The organism is Pseudomonas sp. BB438 (assembly GCF_057180225.1).
On the sequence record NZ_CM170001.1, the window covers coordinates 5,166,699 to 5,181,689 of the forward strand.

Sequence of the window (14,991 nt, forward strand, 5' to 3'; positions counted from 1 at the left end):
TGGGCGGCGTCTACACTGAGGGTTCCCGCAAATCCTCTGGAGCCAAAGCAGATGCGTACTCGCGAACTCGGCCAATCGGGCCTGAAGATTCCCGCGCTGGTATTTGGCGGCAACGTATTTGGCTGGGCCGCCGACGAGGCGACCTCGTTCCGTCTGCTGGATGCGCTGGTGGACGCCGGGCTCAACTGTATCGATACCGCCGACGTCTATTCGCGCTGGGTGCCCGGCCACGAGGGCGGCGAGTCGGAAATCCTGATCGGCAAATGGCTGAAGAAGACCGGCAAGCGCAACCAGGTACAGATCGCCACCAAGGTCGGCATGGACATGGGCAACGGCCACAAGGGCCTGTCGGCGGTGTACATCGAGCAGGCGCTGGGGCGTTCGCTCAAGCGCCTGCAGACCGACTACATCGACCTCTACCAGTCCCATTGCGATGACCCACACACCTCCATGGAGGAAACCATGGGCGCCTTCGCCGAAGCGGTGGAGATGGGCAAGGTGCGGGTGATCGGCGCATCGAACCTGGAGGCCAGGCGCCTGCGCGAAGCACGCGAGGTCTGTGATCGCCTGAAGCTGCCGAACTACCAGAGCCTGCAACCCAACTACAACCTCTACGACCGTGCCAACTACGAGACCCAGTTGGAACCCACGGTGCAGCAGTTGGGGCTCGGAGTGATCAGTTTCTATTCACTGGCCGCCGGCTTCCTCACCGGCAAGTACCGCAGCGAAGCGGACCTGGGCAAGAGCAGCGTGCGCGGCTACAAGGTGAAGAACTTCATGAACGAGCGCGGCTTCGCCATTCTCGATGCCCTGGAGGACGTTGCCGGCGACCTCAAGGCCACCCCGACACAGGTCGCGCTGGCCTGGTTGATGGCCCGCCCCAGCATCACGGCGCCAATTGCCAGTGCATCGAAGCTGGAGCAGTTGCCGGACCTGATCGCAGCGGTCGACCTGACGCTCAGTGACGAGGCGATCCAGCGGTTGAATACTGCCAGCGCGTATTGAAACAGCACCCGGAGGGAGCGGGCGTGGCCCGCTCCCTCCGGCAAGATTCGTTACGTCCGAATATCAAACTCGTCCGCATCGAGATTGGCCGGGAAGCGCTCGCGGTACGCCGCCAGCTCCGTCGCGCTCAGCGCAATCTGGAACACCCCGTCGGCATTGCCGGCGGCCAGCAGGTTGTCACCCTGGAAGTCGAGCACCTGGCTGTCGCCGGAATAGGCGTGGCCCTTGCCGTCTTCACCGACGCGGTTGACCGCTGCGACGTAGCAGAGGTTTTCGATGGCCCGCGCCGGCAGCAGGCGGTTCCAGTGCTGCCGGCGCGCGGCTGGCCAGTTGGCCGTGTAGAGCAGCAGGTCGGTATCCTGGGCATCGCGACTCCACACCGGGAAGCGCAGGTCGTAGCAGACCAGCGGGCGAATCCGCCAGCCTTTCCATTCCAGCAACACCTGCTGCTCGCCCGGGGTGTAGTGTTTGTGCTCGCCAGCCATGCGGAACAGGTGACGCTTGTCGTAGTGCTGCACCACACCGTCCGGGCGCGCCCACAGCAGGCGGTTGCGGTGGCTGCCGTCGGCCGCACGGATGATCACGCTGCCGCAGACCACGGCATCGAGCTTGCCCGCCTGCACACGGAGCCAAGCGTAGGTTTCACCCTCTTCCGCTTCGGCCAATACCTCGGAGTCCATGGAGAAGCCGGTGGTGAACATCTCAGGGAGAATCACTACGTCCGCGCCGCGGGCGCTTTCCAGCAGTCCTTCGAAGCGTTCGCGGTTGGCCTTGGCGTCGTGCCAGACCAGGGTGGTCTGCACCAGCGCCAGCTTGAGGTCGGCCAGTTGGGTCAGATCGCGCATAGTCGTTCCGCTGCCTGGCGCAGCGTCTCCTCTTTCTTGGCGAAGCAGAAGCGCACCAGGCGCATGTCCGCCGGGGCCTGCTGGTAGAACACCGAGACTGGAATGGCCGCCACGCCGTGCTCACGGGTCAGCCATTCGGACATCGCGACGTCATCGAGGTCCGGGCGGATCGCCGAGTAGTCGACGACCTGGAAGTAGGTGCCGGCGGCACGCTGGAAGGTGAAGCGAGAACCTTCCAGCAGGTCGCAGAACAGGTCGCGCTTGGCCTGGTAGAAGCCCGGCAGTTCGCGCAGGTGTTCGGGGTGCGCCGCCATGAAGTCGGCCAGCGCCCACTGCAGCGGGGTCACGCCACAGAAGTTCACGTACTGGTGGATCTTGCGCATCTCCGCCGACAGCGCCGGCGGTGCCACCACGTAGCCAGTCTTCCAGCCGGTGACATGGTAGGTCTTGCCAAACGAGCTGATGACAAAGGCACGCGGATACAGCTCGTCGTGAGCCAGCACACTGGCGTGCGGCACGCCGTCGTAGATCAGGTGCTCGTAGACTTCGTCGCTGATCACGTAGATCTCGCGGTCGCGAATCAGCTCGGCCAGGCGATCCAGGTCGGCGCGGTCGATCAGCGCACCACTGGGGTTGTGCGGGCTGTTGAGGAAGATCAGGCGCGTGCGCGGGGTGATGGCATCCGCCAGGCGCTGCCAGTCGATGCGGAAACCGGGCTGGGTCAGCGCGACGTGCACGCAGCGGCCGCCGGCCAGTTCCACGGAAGGCTCGTAGCTGTCGTAGCAGGGATCGAGGACGATCGCTTCGTCGCCGGTGCGGATCAGCGCCTGCACGGCACAGAAGATTCCTTCGGTCGCACCGGGGACGATGGTCACCTCGGCGTCGGCGCTGACGTTGCGGCCATAGAGGTTCGCAACCTTGAGCGCGACCTGTTCGCGCAGCGCCGGCAGGCCGGTCATCGGGCTGTACTGGTTGTGCCCGGCCATGACGTGGCGGGTGACCGCTTCGAGCAGCGGCGCGGGGCCGGGGAAGTCCGGGAAGCCCTGAGAGAGATTCAGCGCCCCGCTTTCGGCGGCGAGCTGGGACATGCGGGTAAAGATGGTGGTGCCGACATTCGGCAGTTTGCTGGTGAGCATGGCGTGACTACAGGCTGCAGGCGATGAGAGGGAAGTCCCTACTCTATCGCCTGCGGCTTGCGGTCTAAAGCCTGACAGACGTTATTTACGTTTGTCCTTCTTCTTCTTCTCCGCCTTCTTGTGGTGCGACATCAGGCGGCGCTTCTTGTTGACCTGGCGATCGGTGAGCTGGGTCTTCTTGCCCTCGAACGGGTTGTCACCGCCCTTGTACTCGATGCGGATCGGCGTACCGACCAGCTTCAGCACGCGGCGGAAGGTCTTCTCGAGGTAGCGCGTGTAGGCCTTGGGCACCGCGTCCACCTGGTTGCCGTGGATCACGATCAGCGGCGGGTTGGCGCCACCCAGGTGCGCATAGCGCAGCTTGATGCGACGGCCATTGACCATCGGCGGCTGGTGGACCTGGATGGCGTCTTCCAGGATCTGCGTGAGCTTGCTGGTGGGCCAGCGCGTCACGGCGGAACGGAAGGAGTCCTGCACCGACTTGTACAGGTGGCCGACGCCAGTGCCGTGCAGCGCGGAGATGAAGTGGATGTCGGCGAAGTCGGCGAACATCAGCCGGCGCTCGAGTTCGGTCTTCACGTAGTCGCGCTCGGCCGACTCCATGCCGTCCCACTTGTTCAGCGCAATGACCAGCGCACGGCCGGTCTCCAGCACGAAGCCGAGCAGGTTGAGGTCGTGCTCGACCACGCCTTCGCGGGCGTCCATGACGAAGATGACCACGTTGGCGTCCTGGATCGCCTGCAGGGTCTTCACCACGGAGAACTTTTCCACCGCCTCGAAGATCTTGCCGCGGCGGCGCACGCCCGCGGTGTCGATCAGGGTGTACTTTTCTTCGTTGCGCTCGAAGGGGATGTAGATGCTGTCGCGGGTGGTGCCGGCCTGGTCGTACACGATCACCCGCTCTTCACCGAGCATGCGGTTCACGAGCGTGGACTTGCCGACGTTGGGGCGACCGATGATGGCGATCTTGATGCCATCCTTCTCGCTCGGGCCGGGGATGCGCTTGGCTTCCTCGCCTTCGGCGACTTCTTCCATCTCGCCGGGCAGGTCGTTGTCTTCCGGCGCCTCGGGCTCGGGCGCGAACATCTCGCCCAGGGCTTCCTGCAGCATCTGGGTGATGCCGCGGCCGTGGGCGGCGGCGATCGGGATCGCATGCCCCAGGGCCAGCGGGCTGAACTCGGCGCGAGCGATGTCCGGATCGACGGTGTCGACCTTGTTGGCCACCAGGTAAGTGCGCTTGTTCTTCTTGCGCAGGTGTTCGCCGATCATCTCGTCCGCGGCGGTAAGACCGGCGCGGGAGTCGACCATGAACAGGACGGCATCGGCCTCTTCGATGGCCTGCAGCGACTGCTCGGCCATCTTGGCGTCGATACCCTCTTCGTCACCGGAGATACCGCCGGTATCGATGACGATGAATTTCTTGCCCTGCCACTTGGCCTCGCCGTACTGGCGGTCTCGGGTCAGCCCTGCGTACTCGGCGACGATGGCGTCACGGGTGCGGGTCAGGCGGTTGAACAGGGTGGACTTGCCGACGTTCGGGCGGCCCACCAGGGCTATTACGGGAACCATGCGGCTCTCCAGGAAATTTGATTTTCAGAAAACACGACGGCCGCTGCCGTTTTTCACGGCAGCGGCCGGCAGTAACACTCAGCTTAGCGAATCGTGTAGGCGACCAGCTTGCCGCTGTTGCCGAACACGTACATCCAGCTGCCGACTACCAGCGGGCGAACCCGCACGCCGTCACCGTCGACCTTCTCGCGGCCCACGAAACGACCGTCCACCTGGCTCAGCAGGTGCACGTAACCTTCCAGGTCACCAACGACCACGTTGCTCGACAGCACGGCCGGAGCGGACAACTGGCGACGAGCCAGCGCGTCGTTGCTCCACAGCGAGGACGAACCACGGGAATCGAGGCTTTCCACAGTGCCGCTGGCCTGGCTGATGAACACGCTGCCAGTGCCTTCGGCGACGCCCACGTAGCTGGAAGCTTCACGCTGCCAGAGTACGCGACCGGTGCCGACGTCCAGCGCCGCGGCACGGCCCTGGTAGCTGGCCACATAGAGAACGTTGTCGACCAGCAACAGGCCGCCGTCGATGTCGACGACGCGGTCCAGTTCGGAACGGCCTTGCGGAATGGCGACACGCGCTTCCCACACCGGCAGGCCGCGCTCCACATCCACAGCGACGACCTTGCCGCTGGCAAGACCTGCCAGGGCCAGGCGGCCGGCGATCAGCGGAGCGCCAGTCCCACGCAGGGTCAGCACCGGTACGGTGCCTTCGTAGATCCAGCGCTGGTTGCCGGTAGCGGCGTCGAAGCCGATCAGCTTGTCATCCTGGGTCTGCACCACCACCACGTCACCGTTGGTAGCCGGGGCGGCCAGCACTTCGCTGGTGACCTTGGCGCGCCACTTCTGCTCACCCGAACCTGCGTCCAGGGCGATCACGTCGCCGCGCAGGGTGCCCAGCAGGACCATGCCGTTGCCTACGCCGACAGCGCCGGAGACCGGCAGGTCGAGGTCTTTCTTCCACAGCACGTCGCCGGTTTCGCGCTGGATGGCCATGACGCGGCCTTCGGCAGACGCGGCGTAGATGGTCTGGCCATCCACGGCAGGTTCGAGCAGGTTGTACAGGTCGCCCTGGCCGTCACCGACCGAGCGGCTCCACTGTTTCTCCAGGCGAACCTCTTCCTTGAAATCGGTCAGTTCGGCCGGCGGCAGTTCTTTCTTGCTATTGCTGCTGCAACCCACAGCCATCAGGGTCAGTGCCAGCAGTGCAACGTGTTTCCAACGCAACATCTCAGGCGTCTCCCTTGGCCAGGTCGTCGAGTTTCATCTGCAGAGCGCCAACGGCAGCGTCTTCCGGCAGGGCAGCCTTGGCCTTTTCGTAGGCGACGCGAGCATCGTCAATGCGCTTGAGCTGGAGCAGCAGGTCACCGCGCAGCTCTTCGCGGGTAGCCACGTACGCCTTGTCGACGTTGCCGTCGAGCAGCTTCAGACCGTCTTCGGCCTTGCCCTGGGCAGCCAGGACACGGGCAAGGCGCTGGCGAGCCAGCTCGCCCAGGGTCGCGTCGACCGGCTTGTCGACCACGGACTTGAGCTCGAGGACAGCGTCGTCCAGCTTGCCGTTGTCCACCGCAACCTTGGCGACGAACAGGCGGCCGTACTGGGCGTACGGGGTGCCGGCGTATTCGCTGGTCAGCTTGCCAGCGAGCTCGGCAACCTTGGCGGTGTCGGGCTTGCCGGTCGGGTTCAGTGCAGTTTCCAGCAGGGCCTGGTAGATCATGGAAGCGCCCTGGGACTGGTTGGTCTGATACTTCTTCCAGGCCTGCCAGCCGAACACCACGATCAGCGCCAGAGCGGCACCGGTCAGCAGGGGCATGCCGTTACGCTGCCACCAGTCCTTGATGTCAGCGATCTGTTCTTCTTCGGTACGGTTACTCACCCCAATACTCCTATCCGCTCGATTCAGGCCTGCTTGAGGCAGGCAGCCAGGTGCTCGGGCAGAGCATCCCAGGCGATATTCTGTTGTTCGCCCTCGCCACGCAGGGGCTTGAAACCTACCACGCGGTTGGCCAGTTCGTCGTCACCCAGAATCATGGCGAATTGCGCGCCGCTCTTGTCGGCCTTCTTGAACTGGCTCTTGAAGCTGCCGGCACCGGCGTTGACCAGCAGGCGCAGGCCCGGAATGGCCTCCCGCAGTTGTTCGGCCAGGGTCAGTGCAGCCAGCTCCGCCGGTTCGCCGAAGGCACAGACGTAGAGGTCGGCAGGGCGATTCAGCTCGGCCGGGACCACGCCCAGGGTTTCCAGCAGCAGCACCAGGCGCTCCACACCCATGGCGAAGCCAACGCCCGGAGTCGGCTTGCCACCGAACTGGCTGACCAGGCCGTCGTAGCGGCCCCCGCCGCAGACTGTGCCCTGGGCGCCGAGCTTGTCGGTGACCCATTCGAATGCGGTGCGGCAGTAGTAGTCCAGGCCGCGAACCAGCTTCTGGTTGATCTCGTAGCGCAGGCCAACCGCGTCCAGGCGAGCCTTCAGGCCCTCGAAGTGGGCGATCGACTCGTCGTCCAGGTAATCATGCAGGCTCGGCGCACCGACCAGCAGGGCCTGGGTGCTCTCGACCTTGCTGTCGAGGATGCGCAGCGGATTGGTGGTCATGCGGCGCTGGCTGTCTTCGTCCAGTTGGTCGAAACGTTCCTGCAGATAGGCCACCAGGTCGTCGCGGTAGCGAGCACGCGCCTCGCTGGAGCCCAGGGTATTCAGTTGCAGGGTCACGGCATCGGCCATGCCCAGCTTCTGCCACAGGCGCCAGGTGAGGATGATCAGCTCGGCGTCGATGTCCGGGCCGGGCAGGTTGAAGACTTCCACGCCGATCTGGTGGAACTGGCGGTAGCGGCCTTTCTGCGGCTTCTCGTAGCGGAACATCGGGCCGGTGTACCACAGTTTCTGCACCTGGCCGCCGCCCGACAGGCCATGCTCGAGCACGGCGCGGACGCAACCCGCAGTGCCTTCCGGACGCATGGTCAGGGACTCACCGTTGCGGTCGAGGAAGGTGTACATCTCCTTGTCGACCACGTCGGTACCTTCGCCGATGCCGCGGGCGAAGAGCTCGGTGAACTCGAGGATCGGCAGGCGGATCTCGCTGTAGCCGTAGCGGTCCAGCAGGCCGGCGAAGGTACGTTCCAGATAGCGCCAGGCCGGCGTCTGGTCCGGCAGGATGTCGTTCATGCCACGGATGGCTTGCAGGGACTTGCTCACTTAGGATCCTTGTTGCGGTCAGCCGCGCACGATGAGTGCGGCGTCGGCCTCGGCCTTCTCGGCCGCTTTTTCGCGGATCAGCCGTTCCAGCTCATCCACCAGGTTATCGTTCTGCAGTTTCTGCGCCGGCTTGCCGTCGATGTAGATCAGGTTGCTCGGGGTACCGCCGGTGAGACCGATATGAGCTTCCTTGGCTTCGCCCGGGCCGTTGACTACGCAGCCGATCACGGCGACGTCCAGCGGGACCAGCAGGTCCTCCAGGCGGCCTTCCAGCTCGTTCATGGTCTTCACCACATCGAAGTTCTGCCGCGAGCAGCTCGGGCAGGCGATGAAGTTGATGCCACGGGAGCGCAGGCGCAGCGACTTGAGGATGTCGAAGCCGACCTTGATCTCTTCCACCGGGTCGGCGGCCAGCGAGATGCGGATGGTGTCGCCAATGCCTTCGGCGAGCAGCATGCCCAGGCCGACGGCCGACTTCACGGTGCCCGAACGCAGGCCACCGGCTTCGGTGATGCCCAGGTGCAGGGGTTGGTCGATCTGCTTGGCCAGCAGGCGGTAGGCAGCGACGGCCATGAACACGTCGGAGGCCTTCACGCTGACCTTGAAGTTCTGGAAGTCCAGGCGGTCGAGGTGATCGACGTGGCGCATGGCCGATTCCAGCAACGCCTCGGGAGTCGGCTCGCCGTACTTCTTCTGCAGGTCCTTCTCCAGCGAACCGGCGTTGACGCCGATACGGATCGGGATGTTGCGCTCGCGGGCGGCATCCACCACAGCCTTGACCCGGTCTTCACGGCCGATGTTGCCGGGGTTGATGCGCAGGCAATCGACGCCCAGTTCGGCGACGCGCAGGGCGATCTTGTAGTCGAAGTGGATATCGGCAACCAGCGGCACCTTGACCTGCTGCTTGATCTTGCCGAAGGCCTCGGCGGCATCCATGTCCGGCACGGAGACGCGGACAATGTCCGCGCCCGCGTCTTCCAGACGCCGGATCTGGGCCACGGTAGCGGCCACATCGAGGGTATCGGTGTTGGTCATGCTCTGCACGGCGATGGGGGCATCCCCACCTACCGGCACGTTACCTACCCAGATCTTGCGGGACAGGCGACGTTTGATCGGAGACTCGCAATGCATCTTACTGTCCACCCAACTTCAGGCGTGCGGTGCCACCGCGCGCCGGTGTGACTTCGACAGGCTGGCCGTTGTAGCTGACCTGGGCACCCTGGGCATAGCCCAGGCGCAGCTGGACCGGCGCCTTGGCAGCAACCTCCAGCGAATCACCCTTGCGCTTGAGGCCCTCGAGGACGACCTTGCCATCGGCGTCGGTCACCTGGGTCCAGCAATCGGCGGTGAATTGAACCTTGACTACGCCCTGGCCGGCCGCAGCGACCACCGGAGCGGCGGGTACGGAGGGCTGGGCAGCGGGCTCGACCGGAACAGCCGGAGCGACGGGCTGCTGGGCGGCCGGCTGCTGAGCCGGGACGATCGGGGCCTGGGCCGGCGCAGTTTCGGCCGCAGCAGGAACGCCCGGAGCGGTCGGGGCAGTGGCGGTCGACGGAGCGGCCTCCGCCGGGCCCTCGGTGCTGCCGTTATCGCCAACCGGTTCGCTCGGAACTGCCGGTGTGTTGGCCTGGTCCTCGGTGACAGCCTGGTCTTCCGGCTCGTCGAGGGTGTGAATCTCGGTAGTGCCGTCAGCGCTTTCGACCTCGACGTGCTCCATGTTCAGGCTACCGGTCTCGGCCGGGCGTGCAGAGCGCTCCTGCCACCAGAAATAGCCGAAGCCGATCAGCACGGCGAGCAGGACCAGGCTGAACAGGCGCAGCAGGTTGCGTGACAGGCGTACAGGCTCGACCACGCGACCGAGCGCCTGGACATTGCTGCCAGTGGCGTCGGTGCCGGTGTACTGATCGAAGGCGGTGACCATCTGGGCCTGATCCATGCCCAGCAGCTTGGCGTAGGCGCGGATATAGCCGCGGGCAAAGGTGTGGCCCGGCAACTGGTCGAACGAGCCCTGTTCCAGCTGGCGCAGGGCGTTTTCGGTCAGGTTCAGCTGGCCAGCGACCTGAGCGGTGCTCCAGCCCTTGCTCTCACGCGCCTGACGCAGGGTTTCGCCAGGGTTGGCGCGGGTCGTGCCGATGACATCGGACTGCGACGTATTCATTATTTATCCGCCTGGTATGCCTGGTATTCAGGAGAAGCGGGATACAGGCGCTTGAGTTGCAGCCCGTAGCTGGCAGCGGTATCCCGGTCGTCGTAGATCTTTGCCAGTCGAATCCCCAGCAGCAGGCTGCGCGCGGTCTGCGGGCCCCGCTTGAGGTATTCCTCGTAGAAGGAGCGAGCCGGCACGTACTCGCGATCCTGGTAGCTGAGATCAGCCAGTTCGAGCAACGCCCCCGTCGAATTGCGATTCAGGCGGATGGCCTTCTCGAAGAACTCCTTGGCCTGTGCGCGGTTGTTGAGCTTCATGCTGACCAGGCCGAGGTTCTCGAAGATGCGCGAGCGCTCGGAATAGAGCCCGTCTTCGGTGGCCTTCATGTAGGTATCGTAGGCTTCCTGGTAGCGCTTCTGCTCGAACAGGAAGCCCGCATAGTTGTTCAGGATGCGCGCATCGCCCGAACGCGAGGACAGTGCCTTGCGGAATTCGCTCTCGGCGAGCTTGGGCTCCTTCTCCACCTGATAGACCACGGCCAGGGCGGCATGGGCGTCAGCGCTGGAAGAGTCGATATCCAGAGCCTGGCGCAGCGGCACCTTGGCCTGTTCGGTATTGCCCATCTGCAGGTAACCGATGCCGAGCTGGATGTAGGCGTCCCGCGCCTCGTCCCGGCCCTTCTCGGTCTTCAGAGGATCCTGTTTACCAGTCGTCACGCAACCCGTCAGCACGGTTGCCAACAGTAAGCACAGCGCGGCGCGCAGGGTCATTGGAATCCTCCCTAGTTCAGTTTCGGTTGGTGGCGGGCGCGGCCTGCTCGGCCTCGGCTGCCAGCTGACGCACCGCAATATAGCGTTCGCTGCGGCGGGTGCGGTCCATCACCTGGCCTACCAGCTGGCCGCAGGCGGCATCGATATCGTCGCCGCGAGTAGTCCGCACAGTCACGTTGAAGCCGCTCTTGTGCAGCATGTCCTGGAAACGGCGAATGGCATTGTTGCTCGGACGCTCGTAGCCGGAGTGCGGGAACGGATTAAACGGAATCAGGTTGATCTTGCAAGGAAAATCCTTGAGCAGTGCGATCAGTTGCTCAGCGTGCTCGGGCTGGTCGTTGACACCGGCCAGCAGGGTGTACTCGACGGTCAGCACGCGCTCCTTGCCCAGACGCGTGATGTAGCGGTAGCAGGAGTCGAGGAGCATTTCGAGCGGGTACTTCTTGTTGATTGGTACCAGCTTGTTGCGCAGTTCGTCGTTGGGTGCGTGCAGCGACAGGGCCAGGGACACGTCGGTCACCTCGGCGAGCTTGTCGATCATCGGCACCACGCCGGAGGTGGACAGGGTCACCTTGCGCTTGGAAATACCGTAGCCGAGGTCTTCCATCATGATGCTCATGGCGGTCACGACGTTGTCGAAGTTCAGCAGCGGCTCGCCCATGCCCATCATCACCACATTGGTGATGGCACGGTCGATCTTGCCCGGGATGGTCCCGAACGACTGGTTGGCGATCCACACCTGGCCGATGATCTCGGCAGAGGTCAGGTCGCTGTTGAAGCCTTGCTTGCCCGTGGAGCAGAAGCTGCAGTCCAGGGCGCAACCGGCCTGGGACGACACGCACAGGGTGCCGCGGCCGCCTTGCGGGATGTACACGGTCTCGACGCAACTGCCCGAGGCCACGCGCACCACCCACTTGCGGGTACCGTCAGCGGAAATGTCCTGGCTGACGATCTCCGGGGGACGAATTTCGGCAACGGCCTCGAGCTTTTCGCGCAAGGCCTTGCCGACGTTCGTCATGGCGCTGAATTCCAGGGCGCCAAAGTGGTGAATCCATTGCATCACCTGGCCAGCGCGGAAGCGCTTTTCACCGATGGACTCGAAGAATTCCTCGAGCTGGGGCTTGGTCATGCCCAGCAGGTTGGCCTTTACAGCGGTATCAGTCATGGATTCACCCTCGCTCATTCGCCTGGATCAGCGAATGCGCTCGCACACCTCGGTGCTGGAGAAGAAGTAAGCGATTTCGCGAGCCGCGGAAGCTTCCGAGTCGGAACCGTGTACGGCGTTCTCGTCGATGGAAACGGCGAAGTCGGCGCGGATGGTGCCAGCGTCGGCTTTCTTCGGATCGGTGGCGCCCATCAGTTCACGGTTGCGCAGGATGGCGTCTTCGCCTTCCAGAACCTGAACAACGACCGGACCGGAGGTCATGAAGGCAACCAGATCCTTGAAGAAGGGACGCTCTTTGTGCTCGGCGTAGAAACCGCCCGCTTCGCGCTCGGACAGCTGAACCATCTTGGAAGCGACAACGCGCAGGCCGGCTTTCTCGAAGCGGGTCAGGATTTCGCCGATGACGTTCTTGGAAACGGCGTCGGGCTTGATGATGGAGAAGGTACGTTGCAGGGCCATGGAAATAACTCCGAAAAGCAAGGTTGGTAATGCCAAGAAGCCCCTGGCGTGGCCAGGAGCTCCTGCGATTCTAGGGTTTGCCGCGCGCCGCGCCCGATGGGCGGCAGCCGCGAAGCCGGCCCGACTGCGACAGGGCCGGCGGCTGGAAAATTCCCTCGGGGAAATTTTCAACAGCTCACCTAAAGATAAAACCCGCGAATTATACGCGGGTTCATGACAAATGGGTACGCGGCTCTGGTGAGCCGCACCCTCAGTCGGCTTCTTCGATCCAGGCGGCCTGAATGGCCTCCAGGACCTTTTCCCCACCACGGGAAGGATCGTCGCTGAACTCCGGCAATGCCAGCACCCAGCGGTGCAGATCGACGAAATTCACGTAGCGCGGATCGACGTCCGGCTTGGTTTCGGTCAGTTGGATGGCGATTTCGAGCACATCAACCCATTTCAGACTCATGCGTACGCTCCGCCTCAGTGACCTTCGGACACCTGGTTGATGGTGTACTTCGGAATTTCCACCACGAGATCAGTCTCACCGACCACCGCCTGGCAGGACAGGCGCGAATCCGGCTCCAGGCCCCAGGCCTTGTCCAGCATGTCGTCCTCCAGCTCATCGGAGGCTTCCATCGAGTTGAAGCCTTCACGCACGACCACGTGACAGGTGGTGCAGGCGCAGGACATCTCGCAGGCGTGCTCGATCTCGATGCCGTTGCGCAGGGCCGCCTTCATGATGGTTTCGCCCGGCTGGGCTTCGATCACCGCACCCTCGGGGCAGTGTTCGGCGTGGGGCAGAAAGACGATCTGCGGCATCTTCGCTTATTCCTCGATTTCGTTGAGCCGGCGACCGGCCAGTGCGGCTTTGACGGTAGCGTCCATACGGCGCGCGGCAAAGGCGTCGGTCAGCTGGGACAGACGCTTGATCTGTAGTTCGATGGCCGTGGCATCGCTGCCAGTGGCCAGCTCGCGCAGCGAGTCCATGCCGGCGTCGATGACCAGGCGCTCGTCGGCGTCGAGCAGGCGCTCCCCGTCGGCGTCCAGCGCGGACTGCACGGCTTCCAGCAGGCGCTGGGCCTCGACCTGCTGCTCGCGCAGGGCGCGGGCAGCCATGTCGTCGCCGGCATACTGGAAGGAATCCTGCAGCATGCGGGCGATTTCGCCATCGGTCAGGCCGTAGGACGGCTTGACCTGGATGCTCGCCTCGACGCCGGAGGACAACTCGCGGGCAGAAACGCCCAGCAGGCCGTCGGCGTCGACCTGGAAGCTGACGCGAATCTTCGCCGCGCCCGCCACCATCGGCGGAATGCCACGCAGCTCGAAGCGCGCCAGGGACCGGCAGTCCTTGACCAGCTCACGCTCGCCTTGCAGCACGTGAATCATCATGGCCGTCTGGCCATCCTTGTAGGTGGTGAATTCCTGAGCACGCGCCACCGGAATGGTGGTGTTGCGCGGAATCACCTTCTCCATCAACCCGCCCATGGTTTCCAGGCCGAGCGACAGAGGGATCACATCCAGCAGCAGCAGCTCTTCGCCACGCTTGTTACCCGCCAGGGCATCGGCCTGGATGGCGGCACCAATGGCAACCACCTGATCCGGGTCGATATCGGTCAGCGGCTCACGACCGAACAGCTCGCCCACGAGTTCGCGAACGCGCGGCACGCGAGTGGAACCACCGACCATGACCACGGCGCTCACCTCTTCCAGCTCGACGCCGGAGTCACGCACCGCACGACGGCAGGATTTGAGACTGCGCTGGATCAGCGGGTCGATCAGGGCTTCCAGCTGGACGCGGGTCAATACGCCGGTCCAGCTGTCGTAGGCAACGGCAACGCTGGCGCTATCGGTCAGGGCTTCCTTGGCTGCGCAGGCGGTCTGCAGCAGGCGGCGCTGGGCGCCTGGATCGAGATCAGCCGAGATACAGGCCTGCTCGATGATCCAGCCGGCGATGGCGTGGTCAAAATCGTCACCACCCAGGGCGGTATCGCCACCGGTGGCGAGGACTTCGAAGACGCCACGGGTCAGGCGCAGGATGGAAATATCAAAAGTCCCGCCGCCGAGATCGTAGATGGCGACCAGGCCTTCGGCATTCTTGTCCAGACCGTAGGCCACAGCAGCAGCGGTCGGCTCATTGAGCAGGCGCAGCACGTGCAGGCCGGCCAGGCGCGCAGCATCCTTGGTGGCCTGGCGCTGGGCGTCGTCGAAATAGGCGGGAACGGTGATCACCGCACCCACGAGCTCGCCCCCCAGGGTGGCTTCGGCACGCTGACGCAGGACACGGAGAATTTCTGCCGAGACTTCCACCGGACTCTTGGCGCCCTGGACGGTCTCGATGAAGGGCATGTGCGATTCGCCCTGGGTGAAGCGGTACGGCAATTGGCCGCCCAGCTGTTTCACGTCTTCCAGGCCGCGCCCCATGAAGCGCTTGACCGAGATGATGGAGTTCAGCGGGTCTTGCGAAGCGGCGGCACGAACGCTCTCGCCCACCTCGATGCGATCGGCATGGTAACGCACCGCCGACGGCAGGATGACTTCGCCGCGGTCGTCCGGCAGCGGAGCCGCGACGCCGCTGCGCACGGCAGCGACCAGGGAATTCGTGGTGCCCAGGTCGATCCCCACGGCCAGACGACGCTGGTGTGGCTGGGGGGTTTGTCCGGGCTCGGCGATCTGCAGTAGGGCCATGCGGTTTCTAATCAGGCTATCGGGCGCGGCACGGGCCGCGC

General features: G+C 64.3%; 15 protein-coding genes. 1 reads left to right on the top strand and 14 read right to left on the bottom strand.

Annotated features, from left to right (window positions below; genetic code table 11):
* Positions 1-51: 51 nt before the first annotated feature.
* Positions 52-1,005, top strand: coding sequence for an aldo/keto reductase (locus tag AC1ZV1_RS23830; RefSeq protein WP_484293906.1), 954 nt, complete (start codon positions 52-54; stop codon positions 1,003-1,005).
* A gap of 50 nt (positions 1,006-1,055) precedes the next feature.
* Here the strand turns inward: AC1ZV1_RS23830 and AC1ZV1_RS23835 are convergent, their stop codons facing one another.
* The 14 genes from AC1ZV1_RS23835 to hscA all read right to left on the bottom strand — a co-directional run bounded on the left by AC1ZV1_RS23835 (position 1,056) and on the right by hscA (position 14,950).
* Positions 1,056-1,850 carry an amidohydrolase gene (locus tag AC1ZV1_RS23835; protein ID WP_484293907.1) on the bottom strand — a complete coding sequence of 265 codons (795 nt, stop codon included), beginning with the start codon at positions 1,848-1,850 and terminating at the stop codon, positions 1,056-1,058.
* A complete protein-coding gene (locus AC1ZV1_RS23840; RefSeq protein WP_484293908.1) occupies positions 1,838-2,986 on the bottom strand; it encodes a pyridoxal phosphate-dependent aminotransferase in 1,149 nt (382 codons plus the stop codon). Before AC1ZV1_RS23840 ends, AC1ZV1_RS23835 begins: the two co-directional genes overlap by 13 nt.
* Positions 2,987-3,067: 81 nt before the next feature.
* Positions 3,068-4,555, bottom strand: a complete 1,488-nt coding sequence (der, locus tag AC1ZV1_RS23845; RefSeq protein WP_081515961.1) for a ribosome biogenesis GTPase Der — start codon at positions 4,553-4,555, stop codon at positions 3,068-3,070.
* An 83-nt stretch (positions 4,556-4,638) separates the two neighbouring features.
* On the bottom strand, positions 4,639-5,781 hold the full coding sequence (gene bamB / locus AC1ZV1_RS23850) for an outer membrane protein assembly factor BamB (protein WP_484293909.1): 1,143 nt from the start codon (positions 5,779-5,781) through the stop codon (positions 4,639-4,641).
* A 1-nt stretch (position 5,782) separates the two neighbouring features.
* Positions 5,783-6,427, bottom strand: coding sequence for a YfgM family protein (locus AC1ZV1_RS23855; RefSeq protein WP_484293910.1), 645 nt, complete (start codon positions 6,425-6,427; stop codon positions 5,783-5,785).
* Between the two features lie 23 nt (positions 6,428-6,450).
* The gene (hisS, locus tag AC1ZV1_RS23860; RefSeq protein ID WP_484293911.1) at positions 6,451-7,740 is read right to left on the bottom strand and encodes a histidine--tRNA ligase; all 1,290 of its coding nucleotides are present in this window, start codon (positions 7,738-7,740) and stop codon (positions 6,451-6,453) included.
* An 18-nt stretch (positions 7,741-7,758) separates the two neighbouring features.
* Positions 7,759-8,871 carry a flavodoxin-dependent (E)-4-hydroxy-3-methylbut-2-enyl-diphosphate synthase gene (gene ispG / locus AC1ZV1_RS23865; RefSeq protein ID WP_484293912.1) on the bottom strand — a complete coding sequence of 371 codons (1,113 nt, stop codon included), beginning with the start codon at positions 8,869-8,871 and terminating at the stop codon, positions 7,759-7,761.
* 1 nt (position 8,872) lies between these two features.
* Positions 8,873-9,898, bottom strand: a complete 1,026-nt coding sequence (locus AC1ZV1_RS23870) for a RodZ domain-containing protein (protein WP_484293913.1) — start codon at positions 9,896-9,898, stop codon at positions 8,873-8,875.
* Positions 9,898-10,656: a type IV pilus biogenesis/stability protein PilW gene (gene pilW / locus AC1ZV1_RS23875; RefSeq protein ID WP_484293914.1), complete on the bottom strand. Its 759-nt coding sequence runs from the start codon at positions 10,654-10,656 to the stop codon at positions 9,898-9,900. Before pilW ends, AC1ZV1_RS23870 begins: the two co-directional genes overlap by 1 nt.
* Positions 10,657-10,672: 16 nt before the next feature.
* Complete coding sequence (rlmN, locus tag AC1ZV1_RS23880) at positions 10,673-11,821, bottom strand: dual-specificity RNA methyltransferase RlmN (RefSeq protein ID WP_484293915.1); 1,149 nt, start codon at positions 11,819-11,821, stop codon at positions 10,673-10,675.
* A gap of 27 nt (positions 11,822-11,848) precedes the next feature.
* Positions 11,849-12,280 (bottom strand): nucleoside-diphosphate kinase, encoded by a 432-nt coding sequence (ndk, locus tag AC1ZV1_RS23885; protein WP_017522287.1) that lies wholly within the window; start codon positions 12,278-12,280, stop codon positions 11,849-11,851.
* Positions 12,281-12,530: 250 nt separating this feature from the next.
* Positions 12,531-12,731, bottom strand: a complete 201-nt coding sequence (iscX, locus tag AC1ZV1_RS23890) for a Fe-S cluster assembly protein IscX (RefSeq protein WP_296283592.1) — start codon at positions 12,729-12,731, stop codon at positions 12,531-12,533.
* A gap of 14 nt (positions 12,732-12,745) precedes the next feature.
* Positions 12,746-13,084, bottom strand: a complete 339-nt coding sequence (fdx, locus tag AC1ZV1_RS23895) for an ISC system 2Fe-2S type ferredoxin (protein ID WP_081515975.1) — start codon at positions 13,082-13,084, stop codon at positions 12,746-12,748.
* A 6-nt stretch (positions 13,085-13,090) separates the two neighbouring features.
* Positions 13,091-14,950, bottom strand: a complete 1,860-nt coding sequence (hscA, locus tag AC1ZV1_RS23900; protein WP_484293916.1) for a Fe-S protein assembly chaperone HscA — start codon at positions 14,948-14,950, stop codon at positions 13,091-13,093.
* Between the last annotated feature and the right edge of the window lie 41 nt (positions 14,951-14,991).